The sequence below is a fragment of the Entomospira culicis genome (assembly GCF_028748145.1).
GTDB classification, from domain to species: Bacteria; Spirochaetota; Spirochaetia; order WRBN01; family WRBN01; genus Entomospira; species Entomospira culicis.
The window spans coordinates 38,334-54,098 of record NZ_CP118181.1 but is presented as its reverse complement, the minus strand read 5'-3'; the positions used below and the strand labels follow the sequence as shown (position 1 = coordinate 54,098).

General features: G+C 48.0%; 16 protein-coding genes. All 16 read right to left on the bottom strand.

Features of this window, described 5'->3' with window-relative positions; translation table 11 throughout:
• Window positions 1-10: 10 nt before the first annotated feature.
• The 16 genes from PVA46_RS00275 to PVA46_RS00200 all read right to left on the bottom strand — a co-directional run bounded on the left by PVA46_RS00275 (window position 11) and on the right by PVA46_RS00200 (window position 15,760).
• On the bottom strand, window positions 11-862 hold the full coding sequence (locus PVA46_RS00275; RefSeq protein WP_167694734.1) for a hypothetical protein: 852 nt from the start codon (window positions 860-862) through the stop codon (window positions 11-13).
• A gap of 11 nt (window positions 863-873) precedes the next feature.
• A complete protein-coding gene (gene fliD / locus PVA46_RS00270; RefSeq protein ID WP_167694732.1) occupies window positions 874-2,916 on the bottom strand; it encodes a flagellar filament capping protein FliD in 2,043 nt (680 codons plus the stop codon).
• A gap of 125 nt (window positions 2,917-3,041) precedes the next feature.
• The gene (locus tag PVA46_RS00265; RefSeq protein ID WP_167694730.1) at window positions 3,042-3,884 is read right to left on the bottom strand and encodes a flagellin N-terminal helical domain-containing protein; all 843 of its coding nucleotides are present in this window, start codon (window positions 3,882-3,884) and stop codon (window positions 3,042-3,044) included.
• A gap of 99 nt (window positions 3,885-3,983) precedes the next feature.
• On the bottom strand, window positions 3,984-4,808 hold the full coding sequence (locus PVA46_RS00260) for a flagellin N-terminal helical domain-containing protein (protein WP_167694729.1): 825 nt from the start codon (window positions 4,806-4,808) through the stop codon (window positions 3,984-3,986).
• A gap of 231 nt (window positions 4,809-5,039) precedes the next feature.
• The gene (locus PVA46_RS00255; RefSeq protein WP_167694728.1) at window positions 5,040-5,864 is read right to left on the bottom strand and encodes a flagellin N-terminal helical domain-containing protein; all 825 of its coding nucleotides are present in this window, start codon (window positions 5,862-5,864) and stop codon (window positions 5,040-5,042) included.
• Window positions 5,865-6,113: 249 nt separating this feature from the next.
• Window positions 6,114-7,220 carry a peptidylprolyl isomerase gene (locus PVA46_RS00250; protein ID WP_274360290.1) on the bottom strand — a complete coding sequence of 369 codons (1,107 nt, stop codon included), beginning with the start codon at window positions 7,218-7,220 and terminating at the stop codon, window positions 6,114-6,116.
• Window positions 7,221-7,237: 17 nt separating this feature from the next.
• Window positions 7,238-7,723 carry an arginine repressor gene (locus PVA46_RS00245; protein WP_167694727.1) on the bottom strand — a complete coding sequence of 162 codons (486 nt, stop codon included), beginning with the start codon at window positions 7,721-7,723 and terminating at the stop codon, window positions 7,238-7,240.
• A 164-nt stretch (window positions 7,724-7,887) separates the two neighbouring features.
• Complete coding sequence (gene recD, locus PVA46_RS00240) at window positions 7,888-9,600, bottom strand: exodeoxyribonuclease V subunit alpha (RefSeq protein ID WP_274360289.1); 1,713 nt, start codon at window positions 9,598-9,600, stop codon at window positions 7,888-7,890.
• Window positions 9,601-9,631: 31 nt separating this feature from the next.
• Complete coding sequence (locus PVA46_RS00235; RefSeq protein WP_167694725.1) at window positions 9,632-10,084, bottom strand: PTS sugar transporter subunit IIA; 453 nt, start codon at window positions 10,082-10,084, stop codon at window positions 9,632-9,634.
• Between the two features lie 38 nt (window positions 10,085-10,122).
• The gene (locus PVA46_RS00230; protein WP_167694724.1) at window positions 10,123-10,605 is read right to left on the bottom strand and encodes a universal stress protein; all 483 of its coding nucleotides are present in this window, start codon (window positions 10,603-10,605) and stop codon (window positions 10,123-10,125) included.
• Window positions 10,606-10,617: 12 nt separating this feature from the next.
• Window positions 10,618-11,247: a V-type ATP synthase subunit D gene (locus tag PVA46_RS00225; RefSeq protein WP_167694723.1), complete on the bottom strand. Its 630-nt coding sequence runs from the start codon at window positions 11,245-11,247 to the stop codon at window positions 10,618-10,620.
• On the bottom strand, window positions 11,237-12,652 hold the full coding sequence (locus PVA46_RS00220) for a V-type ATP synthase subunit B (RefSeq protein ID WP_167694722.1): 1,416 nt from the start codon (window positions 12,650-12,652) through the stop codon (window positions 11,237-11,239). The genes PVA46_RS00225 and PVA46_RS00220 overlap by 11 nt, the downstream gene beginning before the upstream one ends.
• Window positions 12,645-14,420, bottom strand: a complete 1,776-nt coding sequence (locus tag PVA46_RS00215) for a V-type ATP synthase subunit A (protein WP_167694721.1) — start codon at window positions 14,418-14,420, stop codon at window positions 12,645-12,647. The genes PVA46_RS00220 and PVA46_RS00215 overlap by 8 nt, the downstream gene beginning before the upstream one ends.
• Window positions 14,421-14,430: 10 nt before the next feature.
• Complete coding sequence (locus PVA46_RS00210; RefSeq protein ID WP_167694720.1) at window positions 14,431-15,057, bottom strand: V-type ATP synthase subunit E family protein; 627 nt, start codon at window positions 15,055-15,057, stop codon at window positions 14,431-14,433.
• Window positions 15,058-15,066: 9 nt separating this feature from the next.
• On the bottom strand, window positions 15,067-15,357 hold the full coding sequence (locus tag PVA46_RS00205; RefSeq protein WP_274360341.1) for a V-type ATP synthase subunit F: 291 nt from the start codon (window positions 15,355-15,357) through the stop codon (window positions 15,067-15,069).
• Window positions 15,358-15,391: 34 nt separating this feature from the next.
• The gene (locus PVA46_RS00200) at window positions 15,392-15,760 is read right to left on the bottom strand and encodes an ATP synthase subunit C (RefSeq protein WP_167694718.1); all 369 of its coding nucleotides are present in this window, start codon (window positions 15,758-15,760) and stop codon (window positions 15,392-15,394) included.
• Window positions 15,761-15,765: the final 5 nt, after the last annotated feature.

The window sequence follows — 15,765 nt, the reverse complement described above, 5'->3', positions numbered from 1 at the left end:
ACCATCAACGTTAGGATTGCCCCAAAGAGAGCACGCGAAATTCTTCTTCTAACGTTTTTAAAGATTGGAGGCGCTCCACCAATTCATATTCAGCCAAATCCGCAGTAAGGATAAAATCTTTCGTATCAAATGCTTCCACCATCTGCGTCATAATGCCAAGGCTCTCCTCCAGCCAAGCATCCAGACGATCATAAAGCGCATCGTGGCTCTCCGGTAAGAGGCGACTGACCCGTTTTAGCTTCTGTAAAGCCTCGGTAAAGAGCAAAATCTCATAGGCAGAGGTCGCATCCTGATTGCTCTGAAGCGTAATCCCCATATCCAACATCGCTTGCTCTTTCTCTAGCAACGCCTGCATGCCATGCAACGTTACAGTAATGGGATCTTCAAGCTCAGCATTACGCTCGGCAAGGCAACGCACCACCACCGTAAGCGCTTTTTGATAGAGCGACGTCTCCTCTGCTTTGCCATCATATTGAGGGAGTCGGGCCAAAAGTTGGAAGAAGTCAGGCGAGAGAGAGAAATCTTGCAACCAAAATTCCACACTCTTTGCCCACTGCGTAATGTTGTGCGCGCATTTATCTAACTGACATCCCTTACCTGTTTCGATATGTTTAAGCAGAGTATTCGCACGCTTGCTCACCTCATCAAGATCTAAAATAACCGCGGTGGTTAAACTAAGCAACCCGATCTGCGTGATGGGTAATTGAGCATCAATACCACGACCTGCACCATCCACCAGCAACTGCTCAATCATCCGCCCCTGATTAAAGAGATAGAGGCGCAAGGTTGGGATAAGATCACCCAACACCTTCTCGCCATCTAGCTGATACGGCACATCTACTCCATCAATCTCTATCTTCACCTAACACCTCTTTAACGATTATTTTGACTACGATTCATACCCTCAATCTGACTCTGCAGGCGCTCCATTTCGCGTTGGGCATTCTCGGCAGCGGCAAAGTCACGGATCCACTGCTGGCGCTTGCGCTCGAGATCTTCATCAAAGGCAGTAAGGGCGTCGGTATGACGCTTAATTTCACTATCAAGCTGTTGTGAGCGCGTGGCAATCACACTACGAGGGCCAAAAGTGTACGTGCTTGCCGTCGCGCTTAACCCTGTGGGTAAAAATTGATCCTCTTCTTTGGTGGGATCAGGATTAGGGTTTGGCATACGACCACGCACCAAGCCCGTCTCATAGACACCTTGGGAAAGCGGAGCGCGGGCAAAAAAGTCGCGCACATCTTCCCAACTCTCATTAAGTGCGAATTCAAAGCGATCTTGATCGTGGATATTAAAGTAGCCTAAACGGTCGGCACCACTAGCCGAAGAGTTGAGTCGTCTGGTACTTACACCCATATTCGCAAAAATATACTGCTCTTCGCCATCCACACCAATAGGATAAGCCGAAATCATCATCGATTGCATACGGCTCTTTAACCCATTGAGCTGTTGATCGCCCTGCATCAACCCCAGAATCTCCTTAGCAAGTTCCACGTCGCGCTCGGTCGTGTAGTATCCCGTCTCTAAGATGCTCTCGTTATCACGTATCGTGGTGGCGGCATTGATATGAAAGACCGTCCAGTTGTAGTAAAAGAGGAACTCCTCAATCGCGCGGGTGGCCTTTTCTGTATCGTATTTTACACTTAAATCGACCACCTCATCGCTAGCACTACGTAGCTCAATAGTCTGCCCCGGAACGAGATCTTCAATCACATTGGTATCGCGCGTTACATCCACACCATCGATATTGAATTCGGCATCTTGCGCCCGAGAGACCGCATTAATCGGTGTCCAATCGGTGAGATTAGGAAAAGATAACTCCATACTATTAATCGTGATATCACGCACTCCATCCTGATTATTCAAGACAATGCCCTGCAGGCGCTGACCAGCAAATTGATCAAGAGATAACTCAATCATGCCATCCTCACCGGCGGTGTTGGCAAGCGAAGAGAGCGCAACTAAGCGATCATTAATACGCAAGAAAACATTATCATTAGGGCTAGAGACAGGCAGATCATAAGGGATATTGTCGGGGGTTACGGGGGTTAAGCGCCCCTCACGCAGAGCTTGATCGACATTTTGCCGATCAGCAGCCGCCAAGAAGGCAACATTCGGTCTAGGACGATCTTGTGTGCTATATTGTAGGCGTAAAATTGCGCCCTCTTGAATCCGATCATCATCGACCTCTACCGCCAAAGCCACGGTACGCCCCGAGCTAAGCAAAAGCTCTTCTTTGGGGTCGAAGAGTCGCCCAACCGCATTAGCACTACGTGAGTCACTCTCCACGCGTAAAGTGAGATCAACTTGATCGGTGATGAGCCCTAAATCAAACGCGAGCTCTTTCGCCTTGCCCTCAAAGTCGATAGCATTTTGCGCACCAATCAAGCGAGACTCTAAAAATATCGTCTGTTGATTAGCGTGGCTCTGTACCACTGAAGAGCGTAACACCTCAGGGTTGATCGCATTGAGCGCCTCACTAAAGGCTCTCAGGTCGCCTCCGGCAAAATTGACATTAATTTCCTCATCACCCACCCGAAATTGATAGATACCAGCCTCGATAGTACGGGTAACATCGACAGGCTGCGAAGAGAAGCGATCGGCACTGGCGATCTGCTTCACCTGAATCTGCATATCGACAGGCTCAATATCGCGACGCGGACGCACAATCGCCACATCTTCATTCGTGCTAGTTGCCATGCGATCGCGAAAGACATTATTAAGACCATACAGCTGACGGCTGGCCTCCTCAAGCTTTAATAAGCGATTATTCAGCTCCATCCAGACACTTTTGCGTAGTTTGCTCTGCTCTAAGCGCTCCTCGATGGGTTTGCGTCGCACTTTGGCAAGCTCCACCAAGCGCTCAATATATTGATCGTACTGGCTACTAACACCAGGGACACCTAATTCGGCCATCGCATGAACCTCCTGCGGTCTAATCGCTCATAGAATAAGCTATTTTTATCTTTTTGACAAGAGCTTTGTTTTAAAAGATATGGGAGAAGATTGCTCCTCTCCCATATTATCGGACAAAGAGGTGCTTAACCTAAGAGGCGCGTAACAGTTGCTGCACTCTGATTGGCTTGGGCAAGCATGGCAGTTCCAGCTTGATTGAGAATCTGCTCACGTGCAAGTTCGACCATGCCACTTGCCATATTGAGATCACGGATTTGGCTCTCGGTGGATTGTAGGTTTTCCGAAGCAATTGCTTGGGAACGAGAAGCCATCTCCATGCGGTTTTGATAGGCACCAAGATCGGCGCGCTGGCGATTAACCGTTTGGAGTGCGACATCAACCATCGCAATCGAGCTGTTAGCACCATCCATGGTCGAGACATCAACCAGCGACTCACCCTGATCGGTACCAATGCTTAACGCCTCTGGAGTCATTGCGCCCACGTACATGGTGGTAAATTGATCGGTGTTAGCACCCATATGGATACGCATTCCGCTCGTGCCTTCGCCAAAATCACCAGTCAAAAGCTTCATGGTGTTGAACTCGGCTTGGGATGCGATACGGCTAATCTCGGTTACCATCTGATCGACCTCAACCTGAATATATCCACGATCTTCTTCAGCGTAGATACCGTTGGCTGCCTGCACGGAGAGCTCACGGATACGTTGAAGCGCGTCGGTGGTGCCTTGTAGGTAGCCTTCTGTTGTTTGAATAAAAGAGACGCCATCATTCATGTTGCGTACGGCTTGGTTTAAGCCGCGTACTTGTGCGCGCATCTTTTCCGATACCGCGAGTCCCGAAGCGTCGTCGCCGGCGCGGGTAATGCGTTGACCTTGAGCCAATTTTTCCATGTCTTTACGCATAACCTGATTGGTGTTGTTGAGATTACGATTTGCGTTCATCGCACTCATGTTGTGATTGATAATCATTTGTTCCTCCTGATTAACATACTGACTCTCTTTTATTAAGAAAAAAAGAGACCCGTCTCTTATAAAGACGGGTTTTCATTATCAAACTTAAGCTAAATTTTAGTTAAGAAGACGAGTAACACTAGCTGTGCTCTGGTTAGCTTGTGCAAGCATAGCAGTACCAGCTTGGTTAAGGATTTGCTCACGAGCAAGCTCAACCATACCAGTTGCCATATTCAAATCACGAATTTGGCTCTCGGTGGATTGTAGGTTCTCCGAAGCAGTTGCCTGACTACGGGAAGCCATTTCCATGCGGTTCTGGTATGCACCAAGGTTAGAACGTTGTTCATTAACGGTTTTTAGAGCGTTATCAACGGTAGCGATCAAGGTGTTAGCGTTATCCATAGTGGTAACATCAGCACCCTCTACGCCAAGAGCCTCAGCGGTCATCGAATTAACATACATAAACGAGTATTGATCGGTGTTAGCACCCATGTGGATACGCATACCGTCAGTTCCCTCAGCCATGGTACCATCAAGAAGGTTCATGGTGTTGAACTGAGCTTGAGAAGCAATACGGTTGATCTCGGTTACCATTTGGGAAACCTCTACTTGGATATAACCACGATCTTCTTCAGCGTAGATACCGTTAGCAGCCTGTACGGAGAGCTCACGAATACGTTGTAGAGACTCGGTGGTACCTTGTAGGTAACCCTCGGTGGTTTGAATAAAAGAAACACCGTCATTGATGTTACGAACAGCTTGGTTTAAACCGCGAACTTGTGCGCGCATCTTCTCCGATACAGCAAGCCCCGAAGCGTCATCACCAGCGCGGGTGATGCGTTGACCTTGAGCCAACTTCTCCATGTCTTTGCGCATAACTTGATTGGTGTTGTCTAAGTTGCGATTTGCGTTCATCGCACTCATGTTGTGATTGATAATCATTTTTCTCCCTCCATAGATTCTGAAGTACAAAAATCCATTTTGCACTCATTCTTGGTTTTAGGCATTTCTGCCAGATTTATATTAAGTATAACATGTTTATAAAAAAAAGGGAAGTACCTAATGCAAAAATTCACATTCTTTCTGAAAATTTTTATCCTCTTATATTATAAATAAGAAAGAGCACATCAAACTGTACTCTTTCTCGAAATTTTTCTTTACAATTTGTGCAAATTATCCCAAAAGTCGCATCACACCAGAGCTACTTTGATTGGCTTGTGCCAGCATCGCCGTACCAGCTTGATTCAAAATTTGCTCACGACTTAACTCAACCATTCCGTTTGCCATATTCAAATCGCGAATCTGGCTCTCCGTAGATTGGAGATTCTCCGATGCCGTTGCCTGACTACGCGAGGCCATCTCCATACGGTTTTGATACGCACCCAAATTGGAGCGCTCGCTACTCACCATCTGTAGAGCGCGATCCACTGTCGCAATCGCAGTATTAGCCTCGTCCGCCGTAAGCAAGCTGATACCCTCCACACCCAGCGACTCCGCACTCATCGAGTTCACATACATCGACGAGTACTGATCCGTATTCGCGCCCATATGGATACGCATCCCTTCCGTCCCTTCGGCTAAATTCCCATCCAAAAGATTCATCGTGTTGAACTGCGCCTGTGAGGCAATTCGGTTAATCTCCGTTACCATCTGCGAAACCTCAACCTGAATATACCCACGATCCTCTTCGGCATAGATACCGTTAGCCGCCTGCACCGATAACTCTCGGATACGTTGTAGCGATTCTGTAGTGCCTTGCAGATACCCCTCGGTGGTCTGAATAAACGAAACACCATCATTAATGTTACGAACAGCCTGATTCAATCCACGCACCTGCGCGCGCATCTTCTCCGAAACCGCCAACCCAGAAGCATCATCGCCTGCGCGGGTAATACGTTGCCCCGTAGCAAGCTTCTCCATGTCCTTACGCATCACCTGATTGGTGTTGTTTAAATTTCGATTGGCGTTCATCGCACTCATATTATGATTGATAATCATTTTATATCCTCCATTCTTCTTGATTAGGCATAAAGTTTACTCCGCTGGCCAGCTTGCTCCCTCTACTCTTTTAATGTTACGCAAAAGTTAATTAAAAGTCAAGTTAATTGTTTAAATAGAAAGAATTAATTATGATTACTTTTTACACACAACATCCTATATATTGCCAACCTACTTTTTATAAAGAATAATGGCAAGAAAATCATCCCAACTTCCTTGCCTTTCGCTATTCCTAGATAAAAAATTCGCCTAAGAGACGCGCTCCATCGTAAACTGAAGCCACGCACTTGGTGGAATCACCGGTGGACGACCAGCCGCCCCATAGGCAAGCTCTGGTGGCAAAATGACAATACGTTTTTCCCCCACTTGCATCTGAAGCATCATCTCATCCCACCCCGCAATCACATAGCCATCGCCAGCAGGCACTTCAATCGGTTCGTTGCGTTGGTAGCTACTGTCAAAACGACTCCCACTAGGAAAGAGCACGCCATCATAATGCATACTCACCACCTGTCCGCGGTTTGGACGCTCGCCGCTCCCCGCCTTCTCGATAATATAATACACACCCAGCTCACTCACTTGGATATTCGGATACTGCTTCTTAATCTCAGCAATCATCGACGCATTCGCCTTCTCCTGCGTCGCGCGCTCTTTGGTTTTGTAATCCAAATCGATAGCATCAAAATTCGCCTGATCAATCACAAACGCCTGCGCCTTATCACCCTTACGCAAAATCGTAACCGTCTCGATACGATCATTCTGCTTGATCGCATTCACCACCTGCTGATCGATATCAGCAACCACTTGCCCAAAGATAGTATGCTTGCCATTCAAATGCGGTGTAGGCACGTGCGTAATAAAGAATTGACTTCCATTTGTCCCAGCACCCGCATTCGCCATCGCCAAGAGACCCGCACGATTAAAGGTGAGACCTTCCACAATTTCGTCAGCAAAGCGATAACCAGGCCCACCCGACCCACTCGCAGTTGGGTCTCCACCCTGAATCATAAAATTATCGATCACACGGTGAAAGGTCAAGCCATCGTAAAATGCCCCACTCTTATTCGCCTTACTCAAGCTTCCCATGGCTAATCCAGCAAAATTGACCACCGTCAACGGTGCCTGCTCGTAGAATAACTCTACCCAAATATCCCCACGGGTGGTGCTAATAACGGCATATAAGCCATCATTCAACGTCTTGATACGTTCGTCTCTGTCCATCTGACTTCCTTCAATGATTAAATTTTTCTGCTCACTTACACGTTTTTGCTCCGACGAAGCACTCTGAGCATCAGCACTCTTCTGACAGCTCAACAATCCCACACTCAACAGGGCAACCGCCCAAAGTTTATACATTCTCCTTACTCCCACCATTAAGCATAATCCTTGATACGAATATTAGGCACTTTCTCTTTAAGCGATTTCACAAATCCCTCGCGCGTTACATTATCTTTTAGGGCAACAAAGACGGTATCAAACCCAGCGATTAACCCCAAAATCTCATCAAAGCCAAGGTGTTCAATCGCCAAGCCCAGCGAGTTTGCAAAGCCCTCTGGCGAGCGAAAAACCGCCATATTTCCAGAAAAATCGAGCGACAGACAACCGCGCTCAATATCCAACTGTGATTCATTTAAATAATTATTCTGTGTCCCTCCCTCACCGGGGAGCATATAGCGGAATGAACCAAATTTATCCACCGTACGCCACACCTGTAGCGTACGCAAATCACGACTGAGCGTGGCCTGAGTAACCTTATAGCCCTCGTGCTCCAGCTGACTTTGAAGTTGCTCTTGGCTAGAAATATGCTTCTCCGCTATCAACCGCTCAATCAGTTTTAAACGATGAATTCTTGCTTTCACTGCTGTTATTCTCTCTTTATTTATAGAACTTATTGCATCGATTTTTATCGATATACCCTTATTATACCATATTTTTATACAAAAAGAGAAGATCTTTTTATCATTTATACCAAAGAAAATTGACGATGTGCGTAATTTTTAGATATTTATTCGCAAAAAACCTATCAATCTAAAATTTTGCTCGCTATCTGACTCACACGTTGTTGCCTCTGGGCTAAACTATAGCCAATCTCCTCGTCGCCTCCAAAGATCCTCACTTGCGACTTTGCCCGTGTAATCGCCGTATAAATCAGGCTTCGATCAAGCAAGCGCTTTGCGTTACTAGGAAGCAATACCGCCACGTTCTCATACTCCGATCCCTGACTTTTGTGTACCGTAATCGCATAAGCCACCTCATACGCACCTAGCTCCGTCGATAGATAACAGCGATAGGTCGATTCGCCCTCGCGAAAAAGTGCATAGTACGTGCCATCCAGCTTCAATATCACCCCCCGATCGCCATTTGCCAAGCCAAGTTCAGGTTGATTCACCGTAATCACAATCGGCATACCATCATACAAACTATCCAAAAAACCCAACCGCTTACGCACCTCTAAGTTAATGCTCTTCACACCATACGCGCCATCATGCACCGGTGTAATCACCGCAAACATATCATACATCGCAAAGAATGCTTTTGCTATTTCGATTTGCCTAGCATTCAACCCGAAGGTTGCATCATACGCGCCAAGCCTCGCTGTTTTAGGGATATACATAGCATACTGCTCTTTGACCCAGTCGTAAAATTTCGACGCATCTGTCGGCAATGCATGAAAAAAGAGACTCTCCGATTGGTGCGCACGCACCTCACTACGGATCTTTTCCACCTCTGCTTTATCCCCACGCAAAAAAGCTTGAGCTAGTCCCAAAATCGCCACATTCGATCGCTGACTTCCTTTCAAAAAGAGCATGTTTTTTGCTAAAGGATCATGCTTACCCGTCGGAATTTCTTGCGGATGTTGATGATAATAGACCAAGTCCGATAAAATCGCCCCACGCGCAACGCTCGGTAGTTGATCGGCATCGCCTAAAAAGATAACCTTACAACGCCTAGGTAGCGCGCTCAAGAGTTGCTCAAAAAGGTAGATATCCACCATGCTCATCTCGTCGACAATCACCACATCAACGCTAAGCGGATACGCTCGTCCATGGGTAAACGTGCCATCACTGCGATAGCCCAGCGCCCGATGCAGCGTACTCAACATTAAATCAAAGTGTGAAAACTTAGCCTCTTTATGCATCCCCTCTTGGATACGTGCCACCGCCTTTGCCGTAGGCGCGCTCACCAAAAGCGACAACCTCTTCCCAGCATGCCCTGCCCATAAATCCAAAAGTTTGAGCAATCGCACCAAAGAAAAGGTCTTCCCCGATCCTGGCCCACCGCTCAACAATAAGAAATCGCTCGCCAAAATGCGCGCCCCCGCCAAGGCGATCGCCTCATTCACAGACGAATCCGAAGCTTGCCAAGCATGCAACAACGCTTCTGGCTCTCTAACCTCAAACGCCGTAGCCGAAGAGCGCATGATCAGCTCATTTTTCATCAAATCAACCACACGTTCTTCCAAATTCCAAAAACGCCGTAAATAGAGATACCTCCCCGATAAAACCAAAGGAGTTGCTCGCTCTCCAGCCACATCCTCAAGACTAACCAGTTCGCAACTACGTAAACGCTCCAGCTCCTTATTGCTAAGTTCGAGCGCTAACGATCCCCCATCAACCGCAAGAAGCAGACGATGCAAGATCGTCTCTAATGCCATATATTCCCTAGGTAATCGCGCGATCAACTCCTGCAAGAGATATGCCGACAAGGGTGCAAGAGATGTCTCTTTTCTCTCCACTAAATTTCTAATTGTATCGATGCTAACCAAACTACTCCTCACGTTGAATAATGGATAGAACCTCTTGGGCACTCTTCGCGCGAATCAACTCTTGACAAAATGCCTTATCACGCGTAAGATGCGCAATCTCATTGAGCGCCTCAATATGCAACGACGCGTACTCCGGATTAGCCAAAATCAAAAAGAAGATCTTCGCCGGTGCCCCATCCAAACTATCAAAAGCGATGCCATCAGGGGCAATACCAATCGCCATAGCCACCTTCTCCACTTCGGTAGTCTTCGCATGTGGAATGGCAATCTCCCCACCCAATCCCGTCGAACCCTTCTGCTCGCGCGCCACCACGGCCATATAGGCCTCTTCTACATTACTAATAATGTTATCTTTTGCCAATATCATCACCAGCTCACGTAAAACGTCCTCTTTTTTGTGCGAAACTAATGGTGTTTTAATCCGATGTACATTTAATGTCTTCATTACATTCATCTCTTCTCTCCCTTAAGATAGCGACTCTCTGCTCTATCTTACAATGTATTATAAAGTTTGTCTACCCGCTTACTATCCTTAACCACCAAGACCGAACAGGAGACGTTGCGTAGCAGACGCTCCATCTCATTGTGATGCTCATCGCGCTTACTGCGAATCGAGGCCAACTCACCGATAACCAAGATGTTTATCTCCTCTTCCTTAACTACGCGTATCACCTCTTTATAAACCTCGCCCTCTTCGATAAGCGGATGCACCAGCACCCCCTTCTTTTGGGCTAAGTGAATCAACTCATCCAAATGCTTACGCGCATCGTTTTGCATATCTTGTAGATACTCCTCTTGCTCCAACTGCAAAAATATCTTCGCACGTACCAAATCATTAAGCGCCTTGGTATTAATCACATGCACGCCATAAAGTTCTAACTGATAAGACTTTGCCATGTAAATCGCATACTTCATAGCAGTAAGCGCCTCGTCTGTACCATCAGCGTAAACCAAAATTTTTGGTATACCCTCCATCTTCATCCTCCTTTACTGCCTCTTCTGTAGATGCTGTTTGACGCTCTTCATTAAGACAAACATATCGCGCTCGCTCTCCTCTAAATGCGACTCTATCACCCGAATTTGTCCCTGCGCACTAGGAATAGCGATACGATCTAGCGCATTAACCTTACGGATCGTACGCTTGACCTCGTGCGCCAAACGCATAATACCAATCTTTAGCTCCGCCAGACGCCCCATCAGCTGTACCGCCTGCTTAAAGGCGATCACGGCTTCATCAAGCGCCGATCCCGCACCATATCCACTGTAATAAGGGGGATGATCGACAAAATGCGTAGTAACCGCAGGAATACTCACTCCCATAATGCGCCGATTATCCACCACAATTTCACTCTCAATGTTCACCGTTAATGCCTGTGCGTAGGCATTGAGTCGCCCATTGGCCACCACCGAGTCGCGTAATGCCTTATACGCACTCGCTAATAGCGCGTCTGCCCGCTCCTCAAACTCCGTAGCCTGATCAATCAATCGCATCAACTCCATAATCAAAATCGTGCGCTTTTGATCGAGTAACTCATAGCCCTGTTTAGCAAATTTGAGCTCATCTTTAAGCTTATTGAGATTCGTCTTGGTAGGGGCGTATTGGTGCTTAGTGGCCATAATATTGCTCAATCTCCTCTTCGGTTAGACGCGTCAACTCCTCCTTAGGTAGCATCGAGACCAAGCGCCAACCACGCTCCAATGTCTCTTCAATCGTACGATTCTCCTCAAAGCCTTGCGCCCCAAAATCACGCTCAAACGCCTCGCCAAAAGCGATATAGCTCTTATCCAAATCGGTCAACTCATCCTCACCAATCACCGAGGCTAAATTGCGGACATCTTTGACATAACTATATGCAGCAAAGAGTTGTGCCGATAGATGTGGATGATCAGCCCGAGTAAGCCCCTCACCAATACCGTCCTTCATCAAGCGCGATAAACTCGCCAAACTAGCAATCGGTGGATAGATGCCTTGCGCATGCATCATGCGATCAAAGACAATTTGTCCCTCGGTAATATATCCTGTCAGATCGGGAATGGGGTGCGAAATGTCATCATTAGGCATCGTGAGAATAGGAATTTGCGTAATCGATCCCTTCTTGCCTTTAAGCATGCCAGCGCGCTCATAAAGCTCGGCTAAGTCAGAATAGAGATACCCCGGATAGCCCTTACGGCTAGGAATCTCCGATCGCATAGTAGAGATCTCGCGCAGACTCTCGCAGTAGTTAGCCATGTCAATCATAATCACCAAGACGTGCTTATCACAATCAAAGGCCAAGTGTTCGGCCAAGGTGAGCGCGACACGCGGGGTAATGGTGCGTTCCACACTTGGATCATCCGCCAGACTCAAAAAGAGCGCCACATTGCCCAACACCCCCGACTCCTCAAAGGTCTTGGTAAAGTAATGCGCCACATCACTCTTTACACCCATCGCAGCAAAAACCACGCAAAATTCCTCGGTGCCATCGCCCCCCGTAATCTTCGCCTGACGCGCAATCTGCGCCGCCAACCGCTCGTGAGGCATACCGTTCCCACTAAAAATAGGAAGCTTCTGCCCACGAATCAAGGTATTCATCCCGTCGATAAGGCTAATGCCCGTCTGGATAAAATTCTTGGGATACAGACGCGAAGCAGGGTTCATCGGCAAACCATTGACATTAAGTTCTTTTGTAGGGATAATCTCCGCTCCGCCATCAATCGGGCGCCCCAAACCGTCAAAAACTCTGCCCAGCATGCTCTCGCTCACGCCAAGCATCAAAGGTTGCCCCGAAAATTTTACGCGCGTATCTGGCAAATTGAGCCCCGTGGTGCTCTCAAACAACTGCACCACCACCACATCTTTACTGGTATCAAGCACATTCCCTAAGCGAACGTTTCCCTCTTTATCAGAACACTCCACCAGCTCTTGATAGCCAATATTGTGCGTATTTTTAATATAAATTAATGGACCATTAATCTCGCTAATACCCACATACTCGCGCTTAGCAAGTAAGGCACGATCAATACTATCCTTTGAACTAAGCATCTCTTCCCTCCGTCTGGCTAATTGCTTGCTCTAATGCTAGCTCCATGGCATCAAACTCTTCTAATTGCTCGTTCGGTACGGTAAGTTTCATTCGCACCAATGCGCGCACCGCATCAAGCTGGCGGATATGCACCAAGTGCGCGCCATTACGAATCGCTTGACTGCCCAGTTGCCAATAGCGCACAATGAGTCCAAGCATTTTAGCCTGTTTCTGCATCGTAGAAAATTGATCCACCTTATCAAAAGCGCTCTGCTGTAAAAAGGCATTTTTAAACATCGTACAAACCTCTAAGACAAATTGCTGGCTCTCAGGCAATGCATCGGCACCCACCAGCTTAACCACTTGTTGCAACTTGTCCTCCTTCAATAGTAATTCTACCATGGTATTACGATTTTTGGTAAATTCTTCGCTCACCTCACGTTGCCACCACCCTTGCAGATCAGGCAAATACTCCGAATAGCTGTCGATCCAACTAATGCTAGGAAAGTGCCTTGCATAAGCCAGCGATCGATCGAGCGCCCAAAAGGCACGCACAAAGCGTTTGGTGTGCTGAGTTACCGGCTCGGAGAAATCTCCCCCCGGAGGCGATACCGCACCAATAATCGTTACCGATCCGTGGCTATGATTGAGGTTGCACATCAACCCCGCACGCTCATAAAAAGCTGCGATTCTTGTGGGAAGATAGGCAGGAAAGCCCTCTTCAGCAGGCATCTCTTCCATACGACCTGAGAGCTCACGCATCGCCTCTGCCCAACGACTCGTAGAATCTGCCATAATCGCCACGTGATAGCCCATATCCCGATAATACTCGGCGATGGTAACCCCCGTATAGACACTCGCCTCACGCGCAGAGACCGGCATATTACTGGTATTGGCGATCAAAATCGTACGCTCCATCAAGCTCTTGCCAGTTCTAGGGTCAATCAAGTGCGGAAATTCATTCAACACATCCGTCATCTCATTCCCACGTTCGCCACAGCCAATATAGACAATAATATCCGCATCACACCACTTTGCTACCGCATGTTGCGTCATTGTCTTACCCGCGCCAAAAGGACCTGGTAACGCTACCGCACCACCTTTTGCTAACGGAAAGAGCGTATCGATAACCCGTTGCCCTGTAATCAGAGGAATATCCAAAGGTAGACGCTCCTTAACCGGACGTGGTGTGCGAATCGACCAACGCTGAACCATAGTGAGCTCGTACTCTTTACCCTGTGCACTCTTGACCTTGAAGATTACCTCGTCAACAAGGTACTCACCGGCGACTTGCACCATCTCCACCGTAGCGCCATTACCCACATGCGCAGGTAACATTATGCGATGTTCCACCGCACTACTCTCTGGAACCACCCCAAGCACATCACCAACATTCACCTTATTCCCTTGCGTAACCTTGGGGGTAAATGACCAACGCTTTTCATAGCTGATCGCAGGCGCACTAATGCCTCGAGCCATAAAGGCACCACTGGCAGCCTCCAATGCTTGTAGGGGTCGCTGAATACCATCATAGATCGATCCAATCAACCCCGGAGCAAGCTCTACACTCAAGGGCATGCCCTCGCCATAAACCTCATCCCCCGGTGCAATCCCCACCGAACTCTCATACACCTGCACCACCGCACTATCGCCAGCTAGCTTAACCACCTCACCGATAATACGCTCTTTGCCTACGTGGGCTAGCTCCATCATCATGGCGTCGCTCACCCCGTCGATATGCACTACCGGGCCAGTTACGCGTTTTACTCGTCCTATTAATCGCTCCATCTCTTCCCTCTTAAAATAGCTTGCTTGCAGCTAGACGACTCAACCTAGCCCGCTCTCTTGCAAAACGCGCGCCAAAAGTGTTATCACACAAGCGTCTGCCGTCTTGCGAGCTAACTATCGGCCCAACGCCAGCATGCACGCCAGATGGATGCAAGGCAAGCTCTACTTGCATTCCCAGCTCATCATTCGCTCTACGTATCAATTTATGCATCATTTGCTCATCCCACAGAGACAAATCCAATTTACCCAACTGTACGTACAACTGAGCATCGGCAACCACCTGCATACCTTCAAAAATCCAGTATTCTAAACGCTCCAGATAAGCCGGCGTAGCGGTGCGGTGTATCAATTGTTGATAGCACTCCTCCATCACCTCGCTCATGATACGACTATGCAAAGCTAAGGTCATCTGCTTCGTCTCGTTAGTCAGACGCTGGGCTACATCTCGCTCTAGCTGATTGCTCTCCTGACGCTTCTCTTGCTCTAACTGCTCTTTAAAGGTAGCAAGCTTGGCATCAAACTCACGGCGCAATCTCACCTCTTCTGCCTTGGCCTGAGCCTCCAGCGTCGCAATGCGCCCTTGGCTCTGCTCGTCAATCGCTCCGATCATCTGAACTTTCGCACTCTCATTGTCCATGCTACGCTCCTATATTTTGATGCCCATCGCCTGTACCGCAAGGTCATGCAAAGATTGACGGTTGGGATCACGCCCTTGTGTGCCTGGAATCTCGCAGATCAGCGGGAACTGATGCGAGAAGATGTAGGCATCGACCTCCTCTCGAATCAAATCCGCGATCGTATCCTCCATAAGCACGATACCCAAGCCCTTCATCGCAAGCACGCGCTGGAAAGTCTCCCTAGCACTCGCTTCGTCGTGCACCACCGCACCCTCCACCCCGGCTAAGTGAAAGCCTAATACCACATCATCACTACCCATCACAAAGTACTGCATCGCTATGCCACGCGACCCTTTAGCCGTTGAGCATGATCACAAAAGCCATCGCAAAGCCCATGATAACCACACCTTCGCCTAAGGCAACAAAGATAAAGGCTTGACCTAGCATCTTTGGCTTCTCGCTGATAACGCCTAAAGCAGCCGCGCCAACACTAGCAATTGCAATGCCTGCACCTAAGGCCGCAAGTCCAAATGCAATGCCCGCCCCCAATAAGCCCATACCATTAGCCGCCTTGGGTGCCGCCACCTCTTGCTGCGTAGGCGTTGCCTCTTGGGCATGCACTTTCTGTCCACCAAAAACCATCAATACAGTCGCCATCGCCAAAACCAACGCGATAAAACTAGCTCCCGTGATCCACGCAAATTTCTTCTGTGCTCCATCCATGGTTA

Excerpts from the sequence above, each read along its gene's own strand:
- PVA46_RS00205 (WP_274360341.1), bottom strand. The coding sequence starts at position 15,357 with ATGGGTAGTGATGATGTGGTATTAGGCTTTCACTTAGCCGGGGTGGAG.
- PVA46_RS00260 (WP_167694729.1), bottom strand. The coding sequence starts at position 4,808 with ATGATTATCAATCACAACATGAGTGCGATGAACGCAAATCGCAACTTA.
- fliD (WP_167694732.1), bottom strand. The coding sequence starts at position 2,916 with ATGGCCGAATTAGGTGTCCCTGGTGTTAGTAGCCAGTACGATCAATAT.
- PVA46_RS00210 (WP_167694720.1), bottom strand. The coding sequence starts at position 15,057 with ATGGACAATGAGAGTGCGAAAGTTCAGATGATCGGAGCGATTGACGAG.
- PVA46_RS00235 (WP_167694725.1), bottom strand. The coding sequence starts at position 10,084 with ATGAATGTAATGAAGACATTAAATGTACATCGGATTAAAACACCATTA.
- PVA46_RS00220 (WP_167694722.1), bottom strand. The coding sequence starts at position 12,652 with ATGCTTAGTTCAAAGGATAGTATTGATCGTGCCTTACTTGCTAAGCGC.
- PVA46_RS00225 (WP_167694723.1), bottom strand. The coding sequence starts at position 11,247 with ATGGCCACTAAGCACCAATACGCCCCTACCAAGACGAATCTCAATAAG.
- PVA46_RS00215 (WP_167694721.1), bottom strand. The coding sequence starts at position 14,420 with ATGGAGCGATTAATAGGACGAGTAAAACGCGTAACTGGCCCGGTAGTG.
- PVA46_RS00200 (WP_167694718.1), bottom strand. The coding sequence starts at position 15,760 with ATGGATGGAGCACAGAAGAAATTTGCGTGGATCACGGGAGCTAGTTTT.
- PVA46_RS00230 (WP_167694724.1), bottom strand. The coding sequence starts at position 10,605 with ATGGAGGGTATACCAAAAATTTTGGTTTACGCTGATGGTACAGACGAG.
- PVA46_RS00265 (WP_167694730.1), bottom strand. The coding sequence starts at position 3,884 with ATGATTATCAATCACAACATGAGTGCGATGAACGCAAATCGTAATCTC.
- PVA46_RS00250 (WP_274360290.1), bottom strand. The coding sequence starts at position 7,220 with ATGTATAAACTTTGGGCGGTTGCCCTGTTGAGTGTGGGATTGTTGAGC.
- PVA46_RS00255 (WP_167694728.1), bottom strand. The coding sequence starts at position 5,864 with ATGATTATCAATCATAATATGAGTGCGATGAACGCCAATCGAAATTTA.